This window comes from Rickettsia sp. MAE-05 (assembly GCF_057319745.1).
Map to the genome: position 1 here is coordinate 37,757 of NZ_JBLTIO010000004.1, position 21,148 is coordinate 58,904.

Sequence of the window (21,148 nt, forward strand, 5' to 3'; positions counted from 1 at the left end):
ATCACTTCTAAAGGTAATTTGTACGTCGATCCGGTACTCGAATCCTCACGTATGTCTATATACGCTGCGGTTCGAGGTGAAGTGTCTCCTTCAAATTCCTCTTTATAAGATGACTTATGCAGGAAGTCTAATGATATCAGTAACAACATAACGCCATAATTTATCCGTGCCTTTGGTAATACCGATGCGGGTAGTAGTAGAGTAGGGGAGCTTTAAGCCGATATCGCCGACAAAAAATTCGTTGTTATTTATAAGATCGCATTTATTATGAGAGATATTAATTCCTAAATATTTACATAATTTACCCGGACCATTTAGATATAGATTTTCAGGTGAAATAACATGTACGCCTCGAATTAAGGTTGCAGCCGGAAAGCCTTCAGTTTCAGTTACGAAATTTAAACAATAATACATTCCGTAAATTAAATAGACATAGCTAAATCCGGCTGGACCAAACATTATATCCGTTCTTTTGGTACGCCCTCTTGCTGCATGGCAAGCAGGATCATCCATCCCTATATAGCTTTCAGTTTCAGTAATGATAGCTGTTTTACCTTGGAAATATAAGACTTTACCGATTAACTCAGTGCTTACTAAGTTAGTATCTCTTGCAAAAAATTCACGAGGTAAAGGGATTAATTTATTCATATTTTTTTAAAAAGATATTTAAATTTTTGTGCCATTTTGTAGGAGTGAATTCAGTAATTTCATATTCCGCTATATCATTAATGTAAAAGGGGTCTTCTTTTAATATATCTTTAAGTTGACTTAGTTTTTCTATATTAGCTAAAATAATACCACCAATTCTCGGATGTATAGGACCTGATAAAATAAAATATCCCTTATCATAATATTTATCTAAAAATTTTCTATGTTCTGTAATAAATTTTTCAATGGAAGAAAGGTCTAAGCCTAAGGTATATTTAAGATTTACAATAAACATAATTTATATTTTCTTATTAAATGATTTGGAATTTTTTATAGAGAGTGGAACAGCATCATAACCACCATTATAAAACGGTTGGCATTTGATGATTCTTTTAAAGGTAAGCCATAAGCCTTTAAGTGTGCCATGTATTGTTATAGCTTCTTTGGCGTATTCAGAACAGGTAGGGTGAAATCGGCAATTATTGCCAAGTAGCGGGGAAATGAAATATTGATAAAATCTAAGTAATAATAATAAGATTCTAGTCATTTTGAAGCTTGTCTATTAGTTTTTCCATTTTTTCTTCAGTTAGATCTTCATAATAATCATCATTGATTTGTACGACCGGAGCGTTAACGCATGCTCCTAAACATTCTATCTCACTTAAAGTAAATTTTTGATCTTCAGTGGTTTCTTTGAGTTTTATACCTAATTTCTTTTCACAAATTTTCATGATATCGTCACTACCACGCAGCCAGCAAGGAGTAGTAGTACATACTTGGATATGATATTTACCGACGGGTTTTAAGTTAAACATAGTATAAAAAGTTGCAACCTCATAAGCCCGCATATAAGGCATTTCTAGCATATTTGCAACATATTCGATAGCAGGAACAGGTAGCCAACCGCCGTTTTGACGTTGTGCTAAATCAAGCAGCGGTAATATAGCACTTCTTTTACCCTCCGGCGGATATTTTTTTATAATATCTTCTGCTAGATTTAAATTTTTCTTGTCAAATGTAAAATTTGTAATTTTTGTATTCATATACTCCTAATATTATGAATAGTGTAGTAGACGAAGTTTAATTTGGAAAAGAGCAAGGCGTTTCATATTTTTTGACCGCAGCGTACATACTAGTATGTGAGGATCAAAAAATATTAAACAACGAAGCCAATTTTTCAAATTAAACGAGTCTACCTGTCAATCTCACCGAATACTATATCAAGCGTAGCAATAATAGTAATAACATCTGCCATTAAATGACCTTTAGACATAAAATCTAGTCCTTGCAAATGAGCAAAGCCTGGTGCTTTAATACGGCATCTGTAAGGTCTATTACCTCCTTGCGAGTATAAATATACACCAAACTCGCCTTTAGGAGCTTCTACTGCTTTGTAGGTCTCGCCGGCTGGTACGTCATATCCTTCCGTATAGAGCTTAAAATGATGAATCATTGCTTCCATAGATTCTTTCATTTTGGCTCTTGTTGGTGGTGTTAATTTAGGATCATCGGTTTTAACTGCACCTTTCGGCATTTTCTCTATACATTGCTTGATTATCTTAACAGATTCATACATTTCAAGCATACGAACAAAATATCTGTCGTAACAATCACCGTTTTTGCCGATTGGTACTTTAAAGTCCATTTCATCGTAAACGTCATAAGGGTTTGACTTGCGTAAATCCCAAGCTATGCCTGAACCTCTAAGCATCGGTCCTGAAAACCCCCAATCCATTGCCTCTTTTTGAGACACAACGCCGATATCTACTAGCCGCTGTTTCCATAATCTATTTTCATTTAATAGACTTTCAATATCATGAAGTTTAGGAGGAAACTGCTCTATAAACTTATCTATATCTTCAAGTAAACCGTCAGGTAAATCTTCTGCAACGCCCCCAGGTCTGAAGTAGTTTGAATGCATACGAGAGCCGGAAACACGCTCGTAAAATTCCATGATTTTTTCTCGTTCTTCAAAAAGCCATAATAAAGGAGTAGTAGCACCGATATCTAAAGCTTGGCTGCCAATATTCAAAGTATGGTTCAAAATTCTTGTTAGTTCTGAGAATAATACTCTGATAAACTGAGCTCTTCGTGGGACTTCGCATTCTAATAACGACTCGACTGCCAAAGCAAACGCATGTTCTTGGCACATTGGCGAAACATAATCAAGGCGATCAAAATATGGTATAGCCTGCAAATATGTTTTATGCTCAATAAGCTTTTCCGTACCACGATGCAGTAACCCAATATGAGGATCGGCGTTATTTACTACTTCCCCGTCCATTTCAAGAATTAACCTTAAAACTCCGTGAGTTGCCGGATGTTGCGGACCAAGATTCAGAGTTATAGTTTTGGTGTTGTTAGTCATGGTTAGTAATTATATATTGATCAAACGTCATTGCGAGAAGAATTACGTAGTAATTCGACGAAGCAATCTCAGGAGTATTATTTCATGAGATTGCCACGCAGCCTAAGGCTGCTCGCAATGACGGTTTTGATGTAATTCTATTTCTGGATTCCCGCTTTCGCGGGAATGACATCAGTTGCCTTTTCATCCCCGGGTAATACATAACTCGGGCTATGCCAGTGAGAGCTAAAATCAAACTCACGATATTCTATATCTAAATCGACCGGCTCATAAGCTACTTTCTTTAGTTTCTCATCATATTTAACCTGCGTATAACCAGTTAACGGAAAATCTTTACGCAAGGGATGCCCCTCAAATTCATAATCGGTAAGTATCCGTCTTTTATCGTCATTGCCGTCAAAATTTACACCGTACATATCGTAAACTTCACGCTCATACCAACAAGCTGCACTAAATATATTCATTGCCGAAGGTATAGTTTCTTTTTCTGATGTTTGTACTTTTATTATAAGACGCTTATTTAATTTTAGGCTTAGTAAGTTGTAAATTACTTCAAATCTTTTATCTCTTTCAGGAAAATCAGTTCCAAATAAATCAGTAAGTACAGTAAAGCGTAATTCTTCCGATTCTTTTAAAGCTTTTAAAAACGGTAATAAAAAATTCGGCTCGATTTTATAAGCTAAGTAATCCTTAACTATAATAGGTGTTATTAAAATGCTAGATTTAGCTGCAAGTTTTTCAATGAGTTTGTCTAGCGTCATACTTAAAACCTGTAGTGCGTTTAATTTTTTTCTGTAACTGCATAAGCCCGTAAATTAATGCTTCGGCGGTAGGAGGACAGCCAGGGACATATACGTCAACCGGTACGATTCTATCACAGCCACGCACTACCGAATAAGAGAAATGATAATAGCCGCCGCCATTAGCACAGCTACCCATTGAAAGCACCCATTTAGGCTCAGCCATCTGATCATATACTTTACGTAGAGCCGGTGCCATTTTGTTAGTAAGCGTTCCTGCAACTATCATAAGGTCGGACTGTCTTGGACTTGGTCTAAATAACATACCGAAGCGATCCATATCATATCTACTTGCTGCTGCCTGCATCATCTCAACAGCACAACAAGCAAGCCCAAAAGTCATAGGCCATAAGGAATTAGCTCTCGCCCAGCCTATAACGTCGTCAACTTTAGTGAGTAAGAATCCTCTATTAGAAAGCTCATTATTTAATAATTCGTCTTCTTGATAAAAACTGTGTTTCATATAATTACCAGTCTAAAGCTCCCTTCTTCCATTCATATATGAACCCGATAGTAAGTACGAATAAGAAAAATATCATTGAGAAAAAGCCTATTTTACCTATCATATTAAGGCTAATAGCCCAAGGCACTAAAAATGCGATTTCAAGGTCAAAGATAATAAATAAAATAGCAACTAAGTAAAAACGTATGTCAAATTTTGACCTTGCATCGCTAAAAGGCTCAAAACCACACTCATAAGGCTCTAGCTTATCTTTATTATATTTTTTTGTCGATAATAGGTTAGGTAAAATCATTATTAAGCCGGAAACCAATACCGCAATACCGAAAAATATAGCAATCGGTAGATATTCTTGTAAAAGCTCTGAGTTTTGTAGCATATATTTTTATTGTATGAGTATAGTATGATTTTAATGTCATTCCCGCGTAGGCGGGAATCCAATACTTAAAAGCTTTATTTGAAAAGCTCGATTTATCTCGCTTTATGATGGATTCCCGCCTTCGCGGGAATGACATAAAACACTTACTTCTATATTTACCTCAAATAGCATCAATTATCAACGACAATATCAGGTTTAACTAGCAACTTCATTAAAATTAGTACCCAAATGCCGCTTGATATCCACCATATTTGCCAAATATTATACGAAATCATGCCTATAATGTAGTAATTTATAAAGCATGAATAAGAAGCTGCTCTAAAATTAGAACTCTTTATATTATCAATTTGTTTTAAGTATTTATAAACTAAGCATAAAAATAATATTAGCCCTATTATACCGAGTTCAAGAGTAATTTGTAATATATTATTATGAGGGTGTAGCGGCAATGGATGCCATTTTTCACCTTTATAATCGATCATTTCACTATCACCAACTTCGATATATTTAGAAGAAGCAAAGCCATAGCCTAAAATCGGCTTTAGGATGATTTTGTTTGCAACGAAATGCCAAATAAATAGACGATGAGCTGCAGATGGCTCGGTAGCTAAATATTTTTCAGATAAATCTCGTGGTTCTATTTGTTTAGCTATAACTGGAAATAGTAACGAGCCGGTAATTAAACTTATTGCAATTAATTTGAAAAATATCGGCTTTATAAACCTTGCTAAAATAAATATTACTCCGCCTATACTAAAGCCTAAAAAACTTGCTAAACTATCGGAAATACTTAATAAATAAAGCACTAATATATATAGCATTAAGGCATGCCTTCTTCTGCCGCTAGAGAGCAAAATTATAATCGCTACCCAAGTAGTAATTGAAAGTAAAGCACAGCCCCGATCTAGCATATATAAGCCAAAACTAGTTTTGAACATTCTTGTTAAAAAACCGTGAGAAGAATATTCAATGAAGAATAATAATATTGCCGTGAGGATTCCTAAAATCAGAGAATTCTTAAGCTGTACGCGATTCACGAAAGGAGCGGAATTACTAACTGTAAAGCCAAGAAATAAAAATATGAAAACTTGAATAAAAGTAGCTAAACTATTAATAGGACGAATTGCGAATAAACAAGATATAAAGCACCAAGCGGTGAATAATAGTTCGGTTTTTATCGTCATTGCGAGGAAAAACTGTAAGTTTTGACGAAGCAATCTCAGGAAACCTACTTTATGAGATTGCCACGCTCCTTTTAGTCGCTCGCAATGACGATTAATACCTCGCAGAAATAACATTAGCGAAAAAATTGTTACAGTAGCTGCAACCGATAAGCCCGCTACCATCCCAAGGCTTGGAATTAAAAATATTAAACTTGAAATTAAATATTGCATCTAAAAACAATCTTTAGCAAAAATTTCGTAGATTGGGTGTTCAAACGTTGAAAGTGAAATGCTTGAAGAAATCATCCATCCTTGAAAGAGTAAATTAGGATCTTCGTCTATTTTATATTCCGTTATGGTCATCAACAAATAATTATCTTCATTATACGGATCAAGGTTTTTTATACATTTATGCAATTTGATTTTTATATTACCGAAATATTTTTCCTCTCCAACTTTAAAATTAATTTCTTCAGAAGTGGCAGTAATTTTATTTAGAGCAATAATTTTACCGTTTGTATAGCTCTTAAACTCGGAACTATCATTAATATTATCGTTTGAGTTTAAAACAGGATGATTTTCATCAAGAGGGATAAATATATTGTTTTCAATATCTTCGGTTGTAGTAACCGACTCTAAATTCTCTGCAAATATAGAAGAGTAAGCACATATGATCGTGATAAAAACAATTCGTAGTAACTTCATAAATAAACATATTATTTTTCAAAATTATATACTATAGGGGATTAATGGCAATGATAATTTGTGATAAGGTTTTAACGTCATTGCGAGAAGAATTACATAGTAATTCGACGAAGCAATCTTAGGATATTTGACGAGATTGCCACGCTCCTTTCAGTCGCTCGCAATGACGGGGCGAGGCAATGCCCGCTCGCAATGACGATGTAGGTACAATGCTCCATTCTAAAGAACTCTTAAATTCTATTTTACGACAGGATTTTCATAGCTTTATCATTAAGGTATTTAATACTATTAACCCGGGAGCGGAGTATTACCCAAGTAAACATATAAGAATAATTACCGATTATTTAAATGCCGTGCAAAGCGGTGATATTAATCGTTTAATAATCAATATACCGCCAAGGAGTTTAAAATCTATTTGTGTTAGTGTTGCTTGGCCTGCTTATTTACTTGGGACAAGTCCCACCAAAAGAATTATGGCTGCCAGCTATTCTCAAATACTTAGCATTAAACACTCACTAGATTGTCGGTTTATTTTAAATTCCGATTGGTATAAGGAACTTTTTCCAAATACCATTCTTAGTAAAACCCATAATCAAAAAAGTAAGTTTTTAACGACTGCTAACGGCTTTAGATTTGCAACATCGGTTGGAGGAACGGCAACAGGTGAGGGTGGTGATATCTTAATTATCGATGATCCTCATAATCCTACGCAAATTCATTCTTATAAAATACGTAAGAAAGTTATAGATTGGTTTGAGCAAACTTTTGTCAGCAGACTGAATAATCGTAATAAGGGAGGGTCGTGCCTAACGATGGCTTTGGTATGCCTTGGATAAGATTTCGTTAAAAGTAGTTGCTTATACGTTTGGTACAAGATGTGATAGCACATTAGAATCATTACTGAAAAAACTAGAGAATTTCAAGGTGACTTTTTACTATACAGATGGATGGGGGAGTTATGCTAGGTTATTAGACCCTAAAAAGCATATTATCAGTAAAAAATACACTCAACGGATAGAACGAAGTAACTTGAACCTTAGAACGAGATGCAAGAGGCTTGCACGTAAGACAATCTGCTTTTCCAAGTCATTGGATATTCATGATAAGGTTATTGGTACTCTTATTGAACGTATAGCTTTTTAATAGGCGTAACTGCAATATGGAGGCATGACCAAACATATAACCTACTTATAGGTATATTACTTAAACCTTCTTCATATTTTTTAACTTGGAGAGCACTAATATCTAAAGCTTGCCCTAATTCTTTTTGGCTAATACCTACAGCAAGACGTCGTTCTTTTAAACGTTCACTTGCGAGTTTGTCCGGATGTTTTATTGAATCATTTATTTTAACAATAAGCTTTAATTATTAAAAATTAATTATTAATAAAGTCTATTCAACTTTAAATGTAGTATATATTACTTTATATTTAATCAAGCAACTTTATTAAAAATTTAATATAATAATGCTAAAACCCTTTGGTTATCAAGAATTAAGGCTAATAAATAATTAATTAAAAGTATAAAAACGATGAGTAATAGAATAGTAAAATTACCAAATTGCGAGAATATAGTAGGAGAGGTTAGTTTTTTAGGAATTAAACCTTGGGTATAATTTATTTCATTTAGATTTAGTTTTTTTATTGTTCTGCCACAAGGATCTACTATAGCTGAAATACCGTTATTTGCTACTCTAATCATAGGTAAACCGTTCTCTACGGCTCTACTTCTACTAATATGAAAATGCTGATATGGACCGCTTGATTTACCATACCATGAATCATTTGTAATATTAATTATTACATCGGCTATTTCATTATTCGTCCGTACAAAATCAGGAAAAATAGATTCATAACAAATTAAAGGTTTAATTTTAAGATTATATTTTTCAAGATAAACAAGCCCTCCGTCTCCTTCTTTATAATCAATTAAACCGTGAGTTAATTTTTTAAACGGTAGTATCTTTTTAAGAGGCATATACTCACCGAAAGGTACTAAATGTGATTTATGATATTCAAATAATTTATGATCATTTTTATCAAGAGCATACATAGCTGAGTAAAGTTCAAATTCATCACCTTGTTTTTTATTATCCGAGATCCCTCCTGTTATCAAAATAGCATTTGTAGAATTTAGCATTTGTAATAATTCTGATTTAACTTGCGGTATATCATCAGGTACTACTAATGCTGCTTCAGACCAAATAATTAAATCAGTAGGTTCCAAATTTTCCGATAAATTAATATGCAGCATTAAATTATGCCAAAATTCTTCTTCATTCCATTTCTCGGTTTGAGGAATTGAAGGCTGCACTAATCGTACTTTTATATCAGTGAAATTTGTAGGGTTATTACTTAGCCTTATGCTGCCATAAATAACAATTGCGGTTAATATTAAGACTGAACTAGCTAGTAATATTTTTAACTGAGTAAATTGCTTGCTAAATAAAGGATAAGCTGATGTAGAAATATATATAACTATAAAACTAAGTCCATATATCCCTATTATATTTAAAGGCTGTATTAAAATATCTGAAAACGAGAAAGCATAACCGATCAAATTCCAAGGAAGACCGGTAAAAATCCACGAACGTACCCACTCGAATAATACCCAACATATGCAAAATATAAATTGATAATATTTATTATTCTTAGCAAAAAAGCTAAGCGTGCAGCTTGCCGATATAAAGAAAGCTAAAACTATAGGTAGCCCAAATAACGCAAAAGGAATTGCCCACCAAAAATCAGCAATATAAACACTAACGCCTATACTTATCCAATATATTCCACTTAAAAAATGTCCAAAACCGAATAAATAACCAAATTTTGCGGCTTCTTGCCAATTTGCGGATTTTTGAACTATATAACATAAGTAAGATAACGTTAATAATGCCGGTATAAAAAAAGTCGGAGCAAAAACTAAACCGCTTAACATACCTAGCAGTAAACATATGATTTTAGGTTTATACATTTTTATCGATTATTTGTTTACAAAATAATACATCATGCTATCATTTCAGCAAGTTTTAATATAATGAGTAAATAAATGACTACAGGATTACTACAAGGAAAAAAAGGCTTAATTACAGGTATTGCAAATAATATGTCAATATCATGGGCGATTGCACAGCTTGCTAAAAAACACGGAGCAGAGCTATGGTTTACTTATCAATCGGAAGTACTAGAAAAACGAGTTAAACCACTCGCTGAGGAAATAGGTTGTAATTTTGTTAGCGAACTTGATGTTACGAATCCAAAATCAATTAGTAATTTATTTGATGATATAAAAGAGAAATGGGGTAGCTTCGATTTCTTACTTCACGGTATGGCTTTTGCTGATAAAAATGAATTAAAAGGACGTTATGTTGATACTAGCTTAGAAAATTTTCATAATTCTTTACATATATCATGTTACTCTCTTTTAGAACTCTCAAGGTCCGCAGAAGCCTTAATGCATGACGGGGGAAGCATTGTGACGTTAACTTACTACGGTGCTGAAAAAGTTATACCTAATTATAATGTAATGGGGATTTCTAAAGCTGCACTTGAGGCTAGTGTAAAATATCTAGCAAACGATTTGGGAGAAAATAATATTAGAGTAAATGCTATTTCGGCGGGACCTATCAAAACTCTAGCATCTAGTGCAATAGGTGATTTCAGTACTATGCTTAAATCTCACGCTGCAACCACACCGCTAAAACGTAATACTACCCAAGAAGATGTAGGAGGAGCAGCAGTATATTTATTTAGTAATTTATCTAAAGGTGTTACCGGTGAAATTCATTATGTAGATTGCGGTTACAATATTATGGGAAGTAATAAATTATTGTAGGAGTTGATGTCATTCTTGCGAAAGGTTTGTTTGTGTGGACACCGAATCGTCATTGCGAGCGACTGGAAAGGAGCGTGGCAATCTCAGGACTTTGGCACGAGATTGCTTCGTCAAAATTTACAATTTTTCCTCGCAATGACGAAAAATCAAATACAACAAAATTACCCCTTACTATGATTTCTTTTTTTGAGGTGTTCGGGTTTTGGAGGAACAGGCGGTTTTTTGGATTTTGCCTGAACCTTTTTAGCTTCTGACGGCAATGCGGGATTATTTAATCTATTTAACTCTTTTGAGATTTGTTTTAACTGTTCTTGTACTTCTACCTTTAAAGGAGTATGAGAATTTTTAATTTCACTATTTACTATTTTTCCTATTTTCTCAAGATTTTCTTTAGAAATAGAATATGATTTTATACTTATATAATTAACAATCTTTGACCACCAAGTTTGTCTTTTATCTAATTCTTGATGTATTATATCTACTAAATCATTTTTTTTGAATGTTAATATATAATCAGAAGCTCCTTCTAAGGATTTAGATAAATGCCTTTTTATTTCTTCTCGTCTCTTATCTTCAATACTTACCTTTTTGTCTTTCTCGAGTGTTGTTATTGCTTTTTCAATTATTGAAGATATCTTAGTCTCTTTTCCTTCACTTGCTTTATTTTCTAAATTTTCTTTGGTATTAAAATGTATATTGGTTCCTATTTTAGCATCTACTAATTGTTTAACATACTTACCGTTAGGAGCAGCTATTCCTCCTTCTATTTTCAATGCTTCTTCCGGTGATTTTTTATATATTTTCTCATATATTTCTGATTCTCGAAAAAGGAGCATATAATAAAAAATTAATACTTTGAGCTATTCTACTATCTACTAAATCTTTAGAATTTCTTTTAGGATAAAATTTTTCTTGTAAAATACGATAGTGATCTAATATTTCCTGGGTTATATCTTTTACATCAAGAGATTGTAATTCTCCTTTATCATTAAATTTTGCTTTCATACCTGAGCGTTTTGCTTCCAACAATAATATTCCTTGAAAAATTTTATTATTAGGAGTACGACAAACAAAATTAGGATCATTATCCGGCATTAATTCATTTGCATTTTCCATTATTGCTTGATTGAGCTTATGTAACTGCTCCTTATTAAGCTTTTTTTAAAAAACTTATAAAAGCTTCCCTTTGTTTTTGCTTACTTGCAGTACTAAAAGCCTGCTGCATCTTTTGCAAAACATCAAAATCAAAATTTTCGTTACCTATTTCTTTGATAACTAAATTTGCTAAATTTTTTGTTTCAGTATTCACTGTTTCTTTTTTATTTTTTGTAGCCATATTTAATATTAATCTAACTTATAATTATTTAAATATTAATGATAGATTAAATTAATTTCTAGAGGTTTTTACTATATTTATAATCAAAACTTTAAGACAGTATCTAGAAAGTCATACTGGACTTTCGCTATTTCCTAGAATTTCTATTGATACTATCTCACCATCTGGTTGACTATGATTTACTAGCTCTAATATATTTGAAGATGCTAAATTGCTAATATAAACACCTTTTACATCATTTAATATAGAATTAAATACATAACTATCTACTTCATCGCCCTTATTAATATCATAGTATGGTTTAAATTTTTCTAATTCACTTACTTTTTTAAACCTCTCTGACTTAAATAATTCTCTTGCTACATCATGTTCTTCGATATATTTACTTACAAGTAAAAACATTATGCTTTGTGCTAAGCTATTTTTAATATTAAATTCTTTTAAGCATTCAATAAAATTTTCAAAAAAACTTACTTCTTCAATTAATTCTTCAAAAGGAATTTGACAATCATGGAACAATTCTTGATACAATTTTTTCTGCAATTCCTCTTTTTCAATTAGTTCTTCAAAAGGAATTTGACAATCATGGAATAATTCCTGATATAATTTTTTCTGTAATTCCTCTTTTTCAAAGTTTTTCAAATAAAAGTTATCTACTAATAACTTGTAAAGTTCAAGTATCTTGCTAGGAAAGTTAATTTTAAAGTTCCTTTTTTATCAACTTCTACAGCAAAATTGTTTCTTTCTGCTTGCAATAATAATATTTCTTGAAAAACTTTATTATTAGTAGTACGACAAACGAAATTAGGATCATCATCCGGCATTAATTTATCTGCATTTTTCATTATTGCTTGACTGAGTTTATGTAATTGCTCTTTATTAAGCTCTTTATCTAAAAAACTTATAAAAGCTTTTCTTTGTTTTTGCTTACTTGCAATGCTAAAAGCCTGCTGTATCTTTTGTAAAATCCCAAAATCAAAATTTTCGTTATCTATTTCTTGGATAACTAAATTTGCTAAATTATGTGATGCTTCATCACATAATTCTTCTCTTTCTAAGTTTCTTTGACCTAACCCGGAATAAACATTGAATCCTGATTCTTTCTTTTGAGCTAATCTAGGATATTTTTCTTCAATTTCTCTAGGTTTACTAATACAAGAGAGCATAATTTCTTTTAGCTTCATATAATTTATTCCTTAAATTAAAAAGGCGTATTATATTTAGTTAAAAAATATTAACAAGCACTTTATAAAAGATTAAGATAAATTAATCTTTGTTAAGGGGATGATGCAATAATGCTTTTTTTAAATGATTAGTTTGAAGATGAGTATATATTTGGGTAGTTGATATATCAGCATGACCGAGTAACTCTTGAATTACCCTTAAGTCTGCTCCGCCCTCAAGTAAATGACTTGCAAAGCTGTGGCGTAATATATGAGGAGAAATATGGTCAGGGTTAAGATTGGCATAAAGAGCAGCAGATTTTAACAGAATTGCAAAATTTTGCCTAGTCATATAACCTGCTAAAGCTGATGAGGGAAATAAATAAATGAGATTTTTTGGTTTAGCTTTATTCACAAAAACATCTCTAATTGCAAGATATTTAGCAATAGAGATAACTGCCTGTTCATTTATTACTATGACTCTTTCTTTATTGCCTTTACCAAGTACCGAAAATATTTTTCTTACTTCTCCTTTAGAAGTTTTATTAGTCAGAATATCCGTAAGCTTAAGGCTAACAAGCTCCGAGACTCTAAGGCCGCTAGCATAAAGCAAATGAATCATAGCATTAAGACGTATACCTTCAGGAGAATTATCTTGCGAGCAATATTCAAGTAACGATTTAATTTGATCTATAGACAATATTTCGGGAAGTTTATTTTGATATTTCGGTAAATCTACGTTAAGAACCGGATTAAAGGCAGTATGATTTTCGCTAATTAAAAATTCATAATAGCTTTTTATAGTCGATATTTTTCGGTTAATTGAACGTGCTTGTAAATCATTACTTGCTAGATATTCAATCCAATCTCTAACATTCTCTGTGGTAATATTTAATTCGGATAATCTTTGTTTAGCAAGATAATTTTGAAAATCGAATAGGTCACGCTTATAGCTAAGTATGGAGTTTTTTGATAATGCTCGCTCAGCTAAGAGCATTTCTAGGAATTGCGAAATAAATTCCATAAGATTTTATGATTTTTATATGGAGGCCAGGGTCGGAATCGAACCGACGAATAGAGGATTTGCAGTCCACGGCATTACCACTTTGCTACCCAGCCTTGGTTGTTTTTATTATGTCTATCGTCATTGCGAGCGACTAAAAGGAGCGTGGCAATCCCATGAAGCAGCACAAAATTCCTGAGATTGCCGCGTCAAGGCTTCGCCTTTCCTCGCAATGACGTTTTTAAAGCCACTACTAAACCGCTGTAATACTACCAACATCCATACAAAAAAGCAACTATTTTTATATTAAACTCCTAATCCTTGCAGGATATTTAAACGATTTATCTTTCATAAAATTCAAAAACTGGCTAACGGAATCCACTATATCGTCATTTTTAATATGGGGAAAATTCAGTAATTCCTTTAAAACTATGCTTGATTGTTTTGGTATTAAAACACTAGCTGATTGAAATAAAGGAACTACCGAGGCGAATCTTGTAATTTTATCGAACCTTGGCTTAATCCCGATCACTCTAATATTATCGCCTAAAAACCCTATATCTTGAATCAATTGTTGACCGCTTGCTTTATCTTCAATTAATATAAACCTCGGCTGATATTCTCTAGCTAATTTTTCCGTTATATTTTTAAGCTCGGGATAATTAATCTTTTTCCGTACTAATGATACTAGATAATATCTCTGATCTAAAATTCCCCATATAGTACAAACACTATAATCGGAATCTTCGAAAATCTTAATTGCCGTATCCCAGCTTTGAATAAAATAATCAAACTTCTCAGGCAGATTTTCATAAAAGCTAATATCCTCGGTCGTGCAATGCATCTAAGCCTGGAGTTAAGGAGCAAATAGTAGAAATGTCAATCAACGGCTCTGGAGTTAGAGATACAGTAAGAGTATTAAAAGTGGGTATCAATACAGTTATCCGTGTTTTAAAAAATCTAGTATTAAAAACAATAAATCATTCTATCAGTACAACAGAAGTAATTATTGCTCCTGAGATAGATGAACAATGGTCTTATGTACAGAATAAATCCAGACAACGATGGCTTTGGTATGCCTTGGATAAGATTTCGTTAAAAGTAGTTGCTTATACGTTTGGTACAAGATGTGATAGCACATTAGAATCATTACTGAAAAAACTAGAGAATTTCAAGGTGACTTTTTACTATACAGATGGATGGGGGAGTTATGCTAGGTTATTAGACCCTAAAAAGCATATTATCAGTAAAAAATACACTCAACGGATAGAACGAAGTAACTTGAACCTTAGAACGAGATGCAAGAGGCTTGCACGTAAGACAATCTGCTTTTCCAAGTCATTGGATATTCATGATAAGGTTATTGGTACTCTTATTGAACGTATAGCTTTTTAATAGGCGTAACTGCAATATGGAGGCATGACCCGGGAATGACATAAAACAAGCCATACAACAAGATCGGCTTGACCACTAAATCGATCCACGTAATAGTTGCTCAAACTACTGTATTTTGAGCATCCTCTCCTATTAATCCTTGATCAAGTAAATCAAAAGCCTCATCCAAGCACTTATATAATGCATTTTCTTGAGCTACTTCCGAATAATCTTCGATTAACCCTAGATTTTGACAAGTAGTAACAAGTTTAGCTTTTAAACTATCATTCTCTTGATTTTCAATATAATCTAATATTATTTTTGAAATATCTTGGTTTGCTTCTTCATATTTATTTTTTAAGTTCTGCAATCTATCAACATATACTCTTAACGTTTCTACTTCTTTACTTTGATATATTAAGCCCTTTATTTTTTCAATTCGTTTTATTAACCGCTCTGCCTCTTCATGTGGTTCTTTACATTGTCTTACCAAGTTTGCTTTTGTAAAGTTGGTATTAGCATTATTATACATTAATAGTGAAAGAATAATTTTGTTTTCTACTGAGTTACGACCACAGTAATATAATACTTTACCCATCTGTTTATAGTCATTCACCGTAGCACCATATTCAAGTAACATTTTGGCTTTTTCAAAATTACCTGTAACTTCTAAAGCAGTATAACCATTCTCATCTTGTATATTAGGATCAATATTTTTTTGAAGTAACTCTTTAAGTTCTACTAGGTCAGTTACATGATGTAGGGTACTTTTGTTTTCTGGGCTATCTACCGTATCAAAGCTTACATCTTTACTATTAAGACTATTGTTAATACTAATGCGTAAATCATGAAACACATCTGGAACGGTTTTACATTCTTTGCATTACTCCCTTTCCTATACAAGATTTAAAAATATTGATTAACTTAGAAATTTTAGGCATATTTATCTTCTTTTTTTAGTTATTTTATTAAAATTCCATGTTTCATGGTATTTTCGATTCGGCATTATATTAATCTATTTTAATAAAGTCAATGTGAATGGTTAATTTTTATGAATTAACCAATTAATAATATAATTTAAAAATTCTTTTTTCTTGAATCTATTTGTAATATAGTAATAGGCATATTTAATATTTGTAGAGGGAATAATGAAAAAAATCCAAAAATCTCATTAATAGGTAGCGGTAACATAGGTGGTACGCTTGCTCACTTAATTAGCCTTAAAGAACTCGGTGATATCGTGTTATTTGATGTGGCTGAAGGAGTACCGCAAGGAAAAGCATTGGATCTCATGCAAGCCGGTACAATAGCCGGATCTGATATCAAAATAAAAGGCACAAACGACTATAAAGATATTGAAGGGTCTGATGCAATAATTATTACTGCCGGTTTACCAAGAAAACCAGGAATGAGTAGAGACGATTTAATTAGCGTTAATACCAAAATTATGAAAGACGTAGCACAAAATATAAAAAAATATGCTCCGAATGCTTTTGTAATAGTAATTACCAATCCGCTTGATGTTATGGTATATGTCATGCTTAAAGAAAGCGGACTACCTCATAATAAAGTAATAGGTATGGCAGGCGTACTTGACTCATCAAGATTTAATCTTTTTCTTGCCCAAGAGTTTAAAGTATCGGTGAGCAATGTTAATAGCACGGTTCTCGGCGGTCATGGTGATGCAATGGTACCTCTTGCAAGATATTCTACAATATCGGGCGTACCGATACCCGACCTAATAAAAATGGGCTTATCAAGTAATGAGAATATTGAAAAAATAATCGATCGTACTAGAAACGGCGGCGGTGAGATTGTTGCATTACTTAAAACAGGTTCTGCTTATTATGCCCCTGCAGCCTCAGCAATAGAAATGCTTGAAGCGTATTTAAAAGATAAACGTCAAATTCTAACTTGTGCCGCTTATCTACAAGGTGAATATGGGGTTAATGATTTATATGTCGGAGTACCTATTATTATAGGTAAAGAAGGCGTCATAAAAGTAGTAGAACTACAGCTAACTAAAGAAGAAAAAGCATTATTCGACAAATCAGTTGAGGGAGTAAAAAACTTATTGAGACGATAAAATAAATGATAAAATTATATTATTGAAGCACAAATGCAACAAGATTTAAAATATTGAATTAATACTAATTATTAGTATTGTTAATTTAACATAAATGGTATTACATTTTGGTTTATTTTTATTAATAAATTATGAAACATAAGAATGAATTAGACCGGCTAATAAGAAATCTTTATTTAATAAAAAATACTAATTTAAATAATATTTTAGAAGCAGATAAACTAGCTATAACACGTACAACTAATTTTATAGAAGCTCTAATAAACAAAATAGACCCTAGAAAGCCTGGACCGTATGTTTCTCAGCAACAAGCTAACTTCAAAGTAGCAAACAAAGTGGCAACTGATAAAAATATTCAGATTTTTCAGAATTATTAAGACTAAGTAATTCATTACCGATCACTAATGAGCAAGGATTAGAAATAAAGAGCAACATTAATCTATTGCAATTGATGGAAGAAGTTGTTCAGAAAGTAGGGAAAAGTAACTTAAATATACAGCAAGATAAAAAAATACTTACCTCACAAAAAAACGCACAAGCTATAACACACAGTCAACAAAAAGTAGAGCTTAGCCTTAAAGAAGAGATAATAAAATTAAGGGAAGCAGTTCAAGAAACAATCAAAAATCCAACTAATAATGAAGAATTTAATAAGACATCAAAAGAAATTTTAGATTTGATTAATAATATCAACTCTCATCAATCATCTAGATTACAGGCAGCTAGAAATAAAATCCTGAGTAGCGGAGGAAGCCCTAATGCTAAAAATACAAAAATAGAGGAATTTTTCTTGAACAACATGAATGGGATAAATTTCAAGAATTAAGAGAAAGATTACAAAAAATAAAAGAACCTAGAGAAAAATTAGATGAAATGAAAAATTTTTATGATGTGATTAATTCATTAGATAAAAATATCATTCTAAGAGCAATGCAAGAGAAACAAAAAGTTCAACAAGCTTCTAATCAAAAAGCACAAGAGATTATAAAAGTAAATTTTTATACCTTGATAATGCCGGAGATTTTTCAGACGGTTTACAAAATTTATTTGAAGAGTTAAAAAATAAAGAAGAGAAAGGGCAAAAAGAACTTATAGAAGCTTCTAAAAATATACTCAGCAAAAGTATATCAGTAAATAAAAATTACTTCCGTAATACTAATAATTCAAGCGAATTAGATTTACAATATAAGATGTTATTAATAGATCATGCAGATAATATCTCGCAAAATATAAAGGAGGCTCTTATGCCGGAAGTAATAACGGTCGTGCCTCCGTATTGCAGTTTAGAGTAAATAGTCTATAATCCTCAAACAGTAATAAGAGAGAATTATAGTTAAGGAGTTATGGCAAAAATAGATGTTAAGTGTAGATATTGTAACAACACAGAAGAAGTAATAAAGTCAGGATATTCAATTTCAAAACAACAGAGATATCAATGCAAGCGGTGTAATCGATATTTTCAATTGGAGTATATTAATAATGCATCTAAGCCTGGAGTTAAGGAGCAAATAGTAGAAATGTCAATCAACGGCTCTGGAGTTAGAGATACAGTAAGAGTATTAAAAGTGGGTATCAATACAGTTATCCGTGTTTTAAAAAAATCTAGTATTAAAAACAATAAATCATTCTATCAGTACAACAGAAGTAATTATTGCTCCTGAGATAGATGAACAATGGTCTTATGTACAGAATAAATCCAGACAACGATGGCTTTGGTATGCCTTGGATAAGATTTCGTTAAAAGTTGCTTATACGTTTGGTACAAGATGTGATAGCACATTAGAATCATTACTGAAAAAACTAGAGAATTTCAAGGTGACTTTTTACTATACAGATGGATGGGGGAGTTATGCTAGGTTATTAGACCCTAAAAAAGCATATTATCAGTAAAAAATACACTCAACGGATAGAACGAAGTAACTTGAACCTTAGAACGAGATGCAAGAGGCTTGCACGTAAGACAATCTGCTTTTCCAAGTCATTGGATATTCATGATAAGGTTATTGGTACTCTTATTGAACGTATAGCTTTTTAATAGGCGTAACTGCAATATGGAGGCATGACCAGATTTAGAACAAGATAACCTAGAAGACCAGCTTTTAGCAGGTAGAGATATAGATCTATTACGTCCTTTAGAGGAGTTAATACAAGAAATAGAATCAGCTAAGATATAGTACATCTTCTCAAGAGAAGATAACTCTAGACTAGATAATATATGTGATAAAATACACCCAGTTATGGGATGTATGATTGATTCTTTGTGGTATCATGGTATTTATGTATACCTATATTCTCACTTGGTAACCCAAGTGGATAAAATAATTGCATTTTATGCTCCTTTTATGGAGCTAAGTACCTAAAAACCTTGACTTTTTGATAAAAAAGTGGTACACATATAGATGTAGATAGCAAAATGTTGGACGCATTTTATTTAAAATATCTTCATCCTTGTGGGCGTTGGGTTTCTATAGTATTTAGAAACTTAACTCCTATAGTTTATTCCTTATGCTTCTGTAATTTTATAGACGCTAATTTTTCCATTATAGCACTAGTAATCCAAATAGACCGGTCCTGATTTTCCTGAGTCCTATAATTATCTAATTCTATTAATAATCTTTCAGGGATATTAATTGAAATTTTAACTTTCCCATCAGAAGTAGCTTTCTTGTTCACTGAGATAAATCATTTTTAATTCAAACTGTAATACACACTACAACAGTTATTTTTATAATACAACAAAAAATATTACTTATTTATACTTTTTGTAATATTTTTAACTACACTATATAATATCCGTATTACATTAGTAATACATAGGTAATATTATTGTGTTATGAAGAGGAATTGATATAGCTGGTTAGTTTTTTTATATTAGCATCTAAGTTATCTGATATAAAATTAATTAAGCCTCTAATAACTTCAGAATCTGAATATATTTTTCTATGATTATGATTATTAATTACTTTAACAATTTTTATAAGATTTTCTGCGTCTAGTTGTCTTAAACGAAATGTTTTTGTCTTATAATGAGTTGTTTTGTTATTGGATGAGGTAATAAAGCCACTTTTTTCTATAGGTTTTTCTGCAATTATTTTTGCAACAGTTTTTGAAAGTTTACTTTCTGTTAATGGGTTTATTTTAGATTTATGCATAATGTATTACCTCTTCTACTAGTAGGCTAAAATCTTGTGCGCCTTTTGAAGAACTATTAAATATTTGTATAGGAAGGTTATTAATTTGGGCTTGGTTAATTGCTTCATTTTTTCGAATAATAGTCGTTAATAAATGTTTATCCAAAGCATTTAACTGTTCATTAATGTACCTATTAGTTTGAGAATTTTTTTGTTCATATAAATTTTTTAAAATAAAAAATTTATAATTATGTTCCTCTTTGATTTCCTGTATTGCTGTTAATAAGTCAGCCATCCCATCTAGTGAATACCTCCCATAATTTGTAGGGATAATTATTGAATTTGCACAATATATAGCATTTACGGCTAAAATGCCTAGCGTTGGTGGGCAATCTAGAATTATGTAATCATAATCTTTTTTTATAGTATTTAAGTGGTTTTGTAATATTCTTTCTCTGTAAACGGTACTACTAATTTGCTCAATAACAGTTGCAAGTTTTATATTAGAAGGAATAATTTTTAAATTATTTAATTTTTCATTATGTACTATTGCTTCTAATATTAGATTATTAATATCTATCTTCTTATTAATAAAAGCAGTAGCAATTGTTTTATCGTATGAAACTGTTTCCGGACAATATATACAACTAGAATGAGCCTGAGGATCAAGGTCTATAAGCAGTACACGCGATGTTTTTTTA

The 21,148-nt window shown here is 31.9% G+C and carries 26 protein-coding genes, 1 tRNA gene and 5 pseudogenes; 9 read left to right on the plus strand and 23 right to left on the minus strand.

What is annotated here, in order from left to right; genetic code table 11:
• Window positions 1-5: 5 nt before the first annotated feature.
• From ACNFN7_RS07225 to ACNFN7_RS07275, 11 genes and pseudogenes are all read right to left on the minus strand, one after another.
• Window positions 6-131 (minus strand): annotated as a pseudogene (locus tag ACNFN7_RS07225) (palindromic element RPE1 domain-containing protein); the annotation flags it as partial.
• Window positions 115-648 (minus strand): DNA-3-methyladenine glycosylase, encoded by a 534-nt coding sequence (locus ACNFN7_RS07230; RefSeq protein ID WP_485441419.1) that lies wholly within the window; start codon window positions 646-648, stop codon window positions 115-117. The pseudogene ACNFN7_RS07225 and the gene ACNFN7_RS07230, both read right to left, overlap by 17 nt.
• A complete protein-coding gene (locus ACNFN7_RS07235; protein ID WP_485441420.1) occupies window positions 641-943 on the minus strand; it encodes a YciI family protein in 303 nt (100 codons plus the stop codon). Before ACNFN7_RS07235 ends, ACNFN7_RS07230 begins: the two co-directional genes overlap by 8 nt.
• A 3-nt stretch (window positions 944-946) precedes the next feature.
• Window positions 947-1,195 carry a membrane protein insertion efficiency factor YidD gene (yidD, locus tag ACNFN7_RS07240; protein ID WP_485441421.1) on the minus strand — a complete coding sequence of 83 codons (249 nt, stop codon included), beginning with the start codon at window positions 1,193-1,195 and terminating at the stop codon, window positions 947-949.
• Entirely contained in the window at window positions 1,188-1,691 is a 504-nt protein-coding gene (gene nuoE / locus ACNFN7_RS07245) for an NADH-quinone oxidoreductase subunit NuoE (RefSeq protein ID WP_485441422.1), read from the minus strand. Before nuoE ends, yidD begins: the two co-directional genes overlap by 8 nt.
• Window positions 1,692-1,840: 149 nt before the next feature.
• Window positions 1,841-3,016, minus strand: a complete 1,176-nt coding sequence (nuoD, locus tag ACNFN7_RS07250) for an NADH dehydrogenase (quinone) subunit D (protein ID WP_485441423.1) — start codon at window positions 3,014-3,016, stop codon at window positions 1,841-1,843.
• 137 nt (window positions 3,017-3,153) lie between these two features.
• Complete coding sequence (locus ACNFN7_RS07255) at window positions 3,154-3,777, minus strand: NADH-quinone oxidoreductase subunit C (protein ID WP_485441424.1); 624 nt, start codon at window positions 3,775-3,777, stop codon at window positions 3,154-3,156.
• Window positions 3,755-4,279, minus strand: a complete 525-nt coding sequence (locus tag ACNFN7_RS07260) for a NuoB/complex I 20 kDa subunit family protein (protein ID WP_011270898.1) — start codon at window positions 4,277-4,279, stop codon at window positions 3,755-3,757. The genes ACNFN7_RS07255 and ACNFN7_RS07260 overlap by 23 nt, the downstream gene beginning before the upstream one ends.
• 4 nt (window positions 4,280-4,283) lie before the next feature.
• Window positions 4,284-4,655, minus strand: a complete 372-nt coding sequence (locus ACNFN7_RS07265) for an NADH-quinone oxidoreductase subunit A (protein WP_045812498.1) — start codon at window positions 4,653-4,655, stop codon at window positions 4,284-4,286.
• A gap of 170 nt (window positions 4,656-4,825) precedes the next feature.
• The gene (locus ACNFN7_RS07270) at window positions 4,826-6,049 is read right to left on the minus strand and encodes an O-antigen ligase family protein (protein ID WP_485441425.1); all 1,224 of its coding nucleotides are present in this window, start codon (window positions 6,047-6,049) and stop codon (window positions 4,826-4,828) included.
• Window positions 6,050-6,523, minus strand: coding sequence for a DUF2155 domain-containing protein (locus ACNFN7_RS07275; protein WP_485441426.1), 474 nt, complete (start codon window positions 6,521-6,523; stop codon window positions 6,050-6,052).
• A gap of 179 nt (window positions 6,524-6,702) precedes the next feature.
• On the opposite strand from ACNFN7_RS07275, the gene ACNFN7_RS07280 reads away from it, so the two are divergent.
• Together ACNFN7_RS07280 and ACNFN7_RS07285 are read left to right on the plus strand one after the other, a co-directional pair.
• Window positions 6,703-7,359 carry a hypothetical protein gene (locus ACNFN7_RS07280; protein ID WP_485441427.1) on the plus strand — a complete coding sequence of 219 codons (657 nt, stop codon included), beginning with the start codon at window positions 6,703-6,705 and terminating at the stop codon, window positions 7,357-7,359.
• Window positions 7,352-7,666 (plus strand): IS1 family transposase, encoded by a 315-nt coding sequence (locus ACNFN7_RS07285; protein ID WP_485440515.1) that lies wholly within the window; start codon window positions 7,352-7,354, stop codon window positions 7,664-7,666. The genes ACNFN7_RS07280 and ACNFN7_RS07285 overlap by 8 nt, the downstream gene beginning before the upstream one ends.
• Here ACNFN7_RS07285 and ACNFN7_RS07290 read toward each other — a convergent pair.
• The gene (locus ACNFN7_RS07290) at window positions 7,644-7,880 is read right to left on the minus strand and encodes a helix-turn-helix domain-containing protein (RefSeq protein WP_485441443.1); all 237 of its coding nucleotides are present in this window, start codon (window positions 7,878-7,880) and stop codon (window positions 7,644-7,646) included. The genes ACNFN7_RS07285 and ACNFN7_RS07290 overlap by 23 nt on opposite strands.
• A gap of 98 nt (window positions 7,881-7,978) precedes the next feature.
• Complete coding sequence (gene lnt / locus ACNFN7_RS07295) at window positions 7,979-9,493, minus strand: apolipoprotein N-acyltransferase (RefSeq protein ID WP_485441428.1); 1,515 nt, start codon at window positions 9,491-9,493, stop codon at window positions 7,979-7,981.
• A 75-nt stretch (window positions 9,494-9,568) separates the two neighbouring features.
• Here lnt and fabI point away from each other — a divergent pair, with 75 nt between their 5' ends.
• Window positions 9,569-10,354, plus strand: a complete 786-nt coding sequence (gene fabI / locus ACNFN7_RS07300) for an enoyl-ACP reductase FabI (protein WP_485441429.1) — start codon at window positions 9,569-9,571, stop codon at window positions 10,352-10,354.
• Between the two features lie 161 nt (window positions 10,355-10,515).
• Here the strand turns inward: fabI and ACNFN7_RS07305 are convergent.
• The 5 genes and pseudogenes from ACNFN7_RS07305 to terL all read right to left on the minus strand — a co-directional run bounded on the left by ACNFN7_RS07305 (window position 10,516) and on the right by terL (window position 14,700).
• Window positions 10,516-11,690: pseudogene (locus tag ACNFN7_RS07305) on the minus strand (DUF5410 family protein).
• Window positions 11,691-11,801: 111 nt separating this feature from the next.
• Window positions 11,802-12,874, minus strand: a pseudogene (locus ACNFN7_RS07310) (DUF5410 family protein).
• Window positions 12,875-12,956: 82 nt separating this feature from the next.
• Entirely contained in the window at window positions 12,957-13,877 is a 921-nt protein-coding gene (gene xerD / locus ACNFN7_RS07315; RefSeq protein ID WP_485441430.1) for a site-specific tyrosine recombinase XerD, read from the minus strand.
• 20 nt (window positions 13,878-13,897) lie between these two features.
• Window positions 13,898-13,972, minus strand: a tRNA-Cys gene (locus tag ACNFN7_RS07320).
• A gap of 185 nt (window positions 13,973-14,157) precedes the next feature.
• Entirely contained in the window at window positions 14,158-14,700 is a 543-nt protein-coding gene (terL, locus tag ACNFN7_RS07325; protein ID WP_485441431.1) for a phage terminase large subunit, read from the minus strand.
• A 32-nt stretch (window positions 14,701-14,732) separates the two neighbouring features.
• Here terL and ACNFN7_RS07330 point away from each other — a divergent pair, with 32 nt between their 5' ends.
• On the plus strand, window positions 14,733-15,251 hold the full coding sequence (locus ACNFN7_RS07330; protein WP_485441432.1) for an IS1 family transposase: 519 nt from the start codon (window positions 14,733-14,735) through the stop codon (window positions 15,249-15,251).
• 100 nt (window positions 15,252-15,351) lie between these two features.
• On the opposite strand, the gene ACNFN7_RS07335 is transcribed toward ACNFN7_RS07330, so the two are convergent.
• A complete protein-coding gene (locus ACNFN7_RS07335) occupies window positions 15,352-16,086 on the minus strand; it encodes a hypothetical protein (protein WP_485441433.1) in 735 nt (244 codons plus the stop codon).
• 276 nt (window positions 16,087-16,362) lie between these two features.
• Between ACNFN7_RS07335 and mdh the strand changes: the two genes are divergently transcribed.
• From mdh to ACNFN7_RS07360, 5 genes and pseudogenes are all read left to right on the plus strand, one after another.
• Window positions 16,363-17,316 carry a malate dehydrogenase gene (gene mdh, locus ACNFN7_RS07340; RefSeq protein WP_485441444.1) on the plus strand — a complete coding sequence of 318 codons (954 nt, stop codon included), beginning with the start codon at window positions 16,363-16,365 and terminating at the stop codon, window positions 17,314-17,316.
• 131 nt (window positions 17,317-17,447) lie between these two features.
• The gene (locus ACNFN7_RS07345; protein ID WP_485441434.1) at window positions 17,448-17,693 is read left to right on the plus strand and encodes a hypothetical protein; all 246 of its coding nucleotides are present in this window, start codon (window positions 17,448-17,450) and stop codon (window positions 17,691-17,693) included.
• Between the two features lie 74 nt (window positions 17,694-17,767).
• A complete protein-coding gene (locus ACNFN7_RS07350) occupies window positions 17,768-18,142 on the plus strand; it encodes a hypothetical protein (protein WP_485441445.1) in 375 nt (124 codons plus the stop codon).
• Window positions 18,143-18,189: 47 nt separating this feature from the next.
• Window positions 18,190-18,375 (plus strand): hypothetical protein, encoded by a 186-nt coding sequence (locus tag ACNFN7_RS07355; protein WP_485441435.1) that lies wholly within the window; start codon window positions 18,190-18,192, stop codon window positions 18,373-18,375.
• 284 nt (window positions 18,376-18,659) lie between these two features.
• Window positions 18,660-19,351, plus strand: a pseudogene (locus ACNFN7_RS07360) (IS1 family transposase).
• 30 nt (window positions 19,352-19,381) lie between these two features.
• Here ACNFN7_RS07360 and ACNFN7_RS07365 read toward each other — a convergent pair.
• The 4 genes and pseudogenes from ACNFN7_RS07365 to ACNFN7_RS07380 all read right to left on the minus strand — a co-directional run.
• Window positions 19,382-19,644, minus strand: a pseudogene (locus tag ACNFN7_RS07365) (chromosomal replication initiator DnaA); the annotation flags it as partial.
• A 168-nt stretch (window positions 19,645-19,812) separates the two neighbouring features.
• Window positions 19,813-19,989 carry a hypothetical protein gene (locus ACNFN7_RS07370; protein WP_485441436.1) on the minus strand — a complete coding sequence of 59 codons (177 nt, stop codon included), beginning with the start codon at window positions 19,987-19,989 and terminating at the stop codon, window positions 19,813-19,815.
• Window positions 19,990-20,147: 158 nt separating this feature from the next.
• Window positions 20,148-20,468 (minus strand): hypothetical protein, encoded by a 321-nt coding sequence (locus ACNFN7_RS07375; protein ID WP_485441437.1) that lies wholly within the window; start codon window positions 20,466-20,468, stop codon window positions 20,148-20,150.
• Window positions 20,461-21,148 (minus strand): ParA family protein (locus tag ACNFN7_RS07380; RefSeq protein ID WP_485441438.1); only part of this gene is annotated, 688 nt, incomplete at its 5' end. The genes ACNFN7_RS07380 and ACNFN7_RS07375, both read right to left, overlap by 8 nt.

Bases quoted from the DNA above. Each gene is read 5' to 3' on its own strand.
- ACNFN7_RS07275 (WP_485441426.1), bottom strand. From the start codon at position 6,523: ATGAAGTTACTACGAATTGTTTTTATCACGATCATATGTGCTTACTCT.
- yidD (WP_485441421.1), bottom strand. From the start codon at position 1,195: ATGACTAGAATCTTATTATTATTACTTAGATTTTATCAATATTTCATT.
- xerD (WP_485441430.1), bottom strand. From the start codon at position 13,877: ATGGAATTTATTTCGCAATTCCTAGAAATGCTCTTAGCTGAGCGAGCA.
- ACNFN7_RS07330 (WP_485441432.1), top strand. From the start codon at position 14,733: ATGTCAATCAACGGCTCTGGAGTTAGAGATACAGTAAGAGTATTAAAA.
- terL (WP_485441431.1), bottom strand. From the start codon at position 14,700: ATGCATTGCACGACCGAGGATATTAGCTTTTATGAAAATCTGCCTGAG.
- ACNFN7_RS07280 (WP_485441427.1), top strand. From the start codon at position 6,703: ATGCCCGCTCGCAATGACGATGTAGGTACAATGCTCCATTCTAAAGAA.
- fabI (WP_485441429.1), top strand. From the start codon at position 9,569: ATGACTACAGGATTACTACAAGGAAAAAAAGGCTTAATTACAGGTATT.
- ACNFN7_RS07230 (WP_485441419.1), bottom strand. From the start codon at position 648: ATGAATAAATTAATCCCTTTACCTCGTGAATTTTTTGCAAGAGATACT.
- ACNFN7_RS07265 (WP_045812498.1), bottom strand. From the start codon at position 4,655: ATGCTACAAAACTCAGAGCTTTTACAAGAATATCTACCGATTGCTATA.
- ACNFN7_RS07235 (WP_485441420.1), bottom strand. From the start codon at position 943: ATGTTTATTGTAAATCTTAAATATACCTTAGGCTTAGACCTTTCTTCC.
- ACNFN7_RS07345 (WP_485441434.1), top strand. From the start codon at position 17,448: ATGAAACATAAGAATGAATTAGACCGGCTAATAAGAAATCTTTATTTA.
- lnt (WP_485441428.1), bottom strand. From the start codon at position 9,493: ATGTATAAACCTAAAATCATATGTTTACTGCTAGGTATGTTAAGCGGT.
- nuoD (WP_485441423.1), bottom strand. From the start codon at position 3,016: ATGACTAACAACACCAAAACTATAACTCTGAATCTTGGTCCGCAACAT.
- ACNFN7_RS07270 (WP_485441425.1), bottom strand. From the start codon at position 6,049: ATGCAATATTTAATTTCAAGTTTAATATTTTTAATTCCAAGCCTTGGG.
- nuoE (WP_485441422.1), bottom strand. From the start codon at position 1,691: ATGAATACAAAAATTACAAATTTTACATTTGACAAGAAAAATTTAAAT.
- ACNFN7_RS07350 (WP_485441445.1), top strand. From the start codon at position 17,768: ATGGAAGAAGTTGTTCAGAAAGTAGGGAAAAGTAACTTAAATATACAG.
- ACNFN7_RS07375 (WP_485441437.1), bottom strand. From the start codon at position 20,468: ATGCATAAATCTAAAATAAACCCATTAACAGAAAGTAAACTTTCAAAA.
- ACNFN7_RS07355 (WP_485441435.1), top strand. From the start codon at position 18,190: ATGAAAAATTTTTATGATGTGATTAATTCATTAGATAAAAATATCATT.
- ACNFN7_RS07255 (WP_485441424.1), bottom strand. From the start codon at position 3,777: ATGACGCTAGACAAACTCATTGAAAAACTTGCAGCTAAATCTAGCATT.
- ACNFN7_RS07260 (WP_011270898.1), bottom strand. From the start codon at position 4,279: ATGAAACACAGTTTTTATCAAGAAGACGAATTATTAAATAATGAGCTT.